We start from the raw sequence: 3,210 nt of genomic DNA on the forward strand, positions 1-3,210 counted from the left end.
AACTATCATAGGTATAGCAGTAGGAATAGCATCTATTATAATTATTTCCTTTTTGGGTGAAGGTAACCGTATTAATATCTTAATTGAGATGGAAAAGATTGGAGCTGATTTGCTATGGATAAACACGGAGTCTAAAAACAGAAATTTTTTTATTGAAGGCTTTTCAAAAAAAGATTTAATAGACTTAAAGCTCTCTTCCAAGGTTAAAGCAGTATCTTTTGAGGAAAGCTTATCATCAATTCCCTTGAGGCACCTAAATAAAAAGGGGTACTTTACTATAAAGGGAGTAAGCCCATCTTATCATAAAATTCATCGCCTTAAACTTTTAAAAGGACGGTTTATATCTTCTTTAGATGAAAAAATGAAAAATAGGGTTTGTGTTTTAGAAAATTCAATACATACTAAAAAAATTTTTGGTTTATCTTTTCCTGTTGGAGGGAAGATTTTTATCAATCAGCAAAGTTTCAAGGTAATAGGCGTGGTAGAAAAAAAGGCTAATTTAAATAGGAATGAAGAGGGAATAGCCTATTTACCATTTACCACTTTTCAAAAAACAGGAAAAACATTTCCACCTCAAACCCTTTATGTTCAACTTATTTCACCAGCCGTGATAAAAGATGCTTCTTCTGAAATAAAAAGAATCTTAAATTTGAAACATAGAGATACAAAATTTATTTTCCATTCCTTAACAGAAACATTAGAAGCTACACAGCGACTAATTAGATTAGCCACATTAGTAATTACTGGTATTGCTAGTATATCTTTACTGGTTGGAGGAATTGGGATAATGAATATAATGCTTGTGTCAGTTACAGAAAGAACCAAAGAGATAGGGATAAGATTAGCAGTTGGTGCGAGAAAAAAAGATATTTTAACCCAATTTTTAACAGAAGCGGTTCTATTAAGTATAATTGGTGGTATTGCTGGAATTGCAATGGGAATAATTATTGGCTTTTTTATTACCCCCTTTTTTAATATACCTTTAACAATTCCTACATCGGGAATAATAATAGGTTTTATCTTTTCTGTAGCAGTTGGGATAGCTTCCGGAGTTTATCCAGCTAAAAAAGCATCTAATTTAACCCCTGTTGAGGCATTAAGATATGAGTAATAACAACTATCTGTTGCTTTTTATGAATATTCTTTTTATACTTAATTAGGATGAAAAAGTTTGTTTTGTTATTGGTCATTTTATTCATATCCGGATGTGTTCAATACTCCTCTAGAAGTTATGTAAATCCAGTAAAAGAAAATTATAAGATTGAAAAGATAATGGTTTCTCCATTTTCTGCACCCACTGAGCAATTAAATGCTGGAAAATATATTGCTAACCTTTTGGTATTTAAGCTACTTTCTTCTGGATTTGTAATAGTAACCAAAGAGGATGAAGCAGATGCTGTCATTGAAGGTGTAATTGGAGAATATGGCTATAATAAGCAGAATATAGAAAATGTTAATGTTTTTATAGGAACATCGAGCTATGAGATAAAAAGCCTTGAAGAATTAGTAAAGATACAAACGAAGCCTGTTTGTGCATTAACAATTAGACTAACAGAATCTAAAAGTGGAATGATTCTTTGGGCTTCTTCTTTTACAGCGGATTCTTCTTTTACTACTATTATAAGCGAAGCATTAGAAGAACTTACAGATAGAATGGTAAGAGAGATTACAGAGATATTTAGAAAATAACATCATTTGCAATGGCGATGAGGGAGACCCAGGTGCATTTATGGACAGGTCTGTGCTTGAGGCAGACCCCCATGCGGTGCTTGAGGGGATGGTAATCGGTGCAAAGGCAATTGGTTCCCACAAGGGATATATCTATTGCCGGGCAGAATATCCCTTGGCAATAAAAAGGCTCTACATTGCTATTGACCAGGCAAGGGAAAGGGGGCTTTTGGGCGAAGATATATTAGGCTCTGGCTTTTCCTTTGACATTGAGATCTATCAAGGTGCAGGTGCATTTGTCTGTGGTGAGGAAACCGCCTTAATGACCTCTATTGAGGGGAAAAGGGGTATGCCAAGGCCAAGACCTCCATTTCCCGCACATAAAGGGCTATGGAGAAAGCCTTCGGTTTTAAATAATGTTGAGACATTGGCAAATATTGGCCAAATTATCTTACAGGGCGGAGAGCAATATGCCTCTTTAGGCACAGAAACCTCTAAAGGGACAAAGGTTTTTGCCCTAACCGGGGCAATAAACAATATTGGTCTGGTTGAGGTTCCCATGGGTATTCCCTTAAGAACAATTATTTACGAAATTGGTGGAGGGATTAAGGAGAATAAGAAATTTAAGGCAGTTCAAATAGGTGGTCCATCTGGTGGTTGTATTCCCAGCGAATTATTGGATATCCCGGTTGACTATGAATCCATTACCAAAACCGGGGCAATTATGGGCTCTGGCGGAATGGTGGTTATGGATGAGACAAATTGTATGGTGAATGTGGCAAGGTTTTTCTTGGAATTTACCCAGGATGAAAGTTGCGGAAAATGCACACCCTGTAGGGTGGGAACAAAGATGATGCTTAAGATTTTAGAAGAAATTACCGAAGGAAAAGGCCAAGAGGGTGATATTGAATTTCTTTGCGAGCTTGCACAAACAATAAAAGATACAGCCCTATGCGGATTAGGAAAAACCGCGCCAAACCCGGTTTTAACCACCATAAAATACTTTAGAAGCGAATATGAGGCACATATAAAAGAAAAGAAATGCCCAGCAAAGGTTTGTAGGGTTTTACTTACCTACACAATAATGGCTGATCTTTGCACCGGATGCACCCTCTGTGCTAAAAAATGCCCAGTCTCTGCAATATCGGGCGAAAGAAAACAGGCTCACAAAATAGACCAGGAAAAATGCATAAGGTGTGGTCTCTGCTATTCCTCCTGTAAGTTTAAGGCAATTAGTGTTGATTAGAAATGGTTTTTGAGAAGAACTATGTTTCGTCTTATCTTAGCCAGCTTTTTTAAACTAGCCTTTTCTTCATTAGTTCTTAATAAGGGTAAATTCTTGTGAATAAGAAGGGTTTTGGCAAGCAATTCTGCATCAGTTCTATCTTCATTTGCTCGGTAAATATTTCCCGAACCCTCTACGCTCTTCTTTTAGAATAGAGCTAGAGCGCATCTTTTTTCACCTCCTTTACTTTTTCCCTCACGGCATTTATGAATCCTTGCTTATTTGCAAAAAGCTTCCTTCTATTAGCCATTTTGAGG

Annotated in this window: 2 protein-coding genes and 1 pseudogene; all 3 read left to right on the forward strand. The window is 36.4% G+C overall.

The window, feature by feature from the left end; genetic code table 11:
- Positions 1-1,111 (forward strand): ABC transporter permease (locus tag AB1397_04815; GenBank protein MEW6482305.1); only part of this gene is annotated, 1,111 nt, incomplete at its 5' end.
- A gap of 65 nt (positions 1,112-1,176) precedes the next feature.
- Positions 1,177-1,689, forward strand: coding sequence for a hypothetical protein (locus tag AB1397_04820; protein ID MEW6482306.1), 513 nt, complete (start codon positions 1,177-1,179; stop codon positions 1,687-1,689).
- 1 nt (position 1,690) lies between these two features.
- Positions 1,691-2,914 (forward strand): annotated as a pseudogene (locus AB1397_04825) (NADH-ubiquinone oxidoreductase-F iron-sulfur binding region domain-containing protein).
- Positions 2,915-3,210 lie beyond the last annotated feature (296 nt).

This window comes from bacterium (assembly GCA_040756715.1).
In the GTDB taxonomy this organism is placed as follows: Bacteria; UBA9089; UBA9088; order UBA9088; family UBA9088; genus JBFLYE01.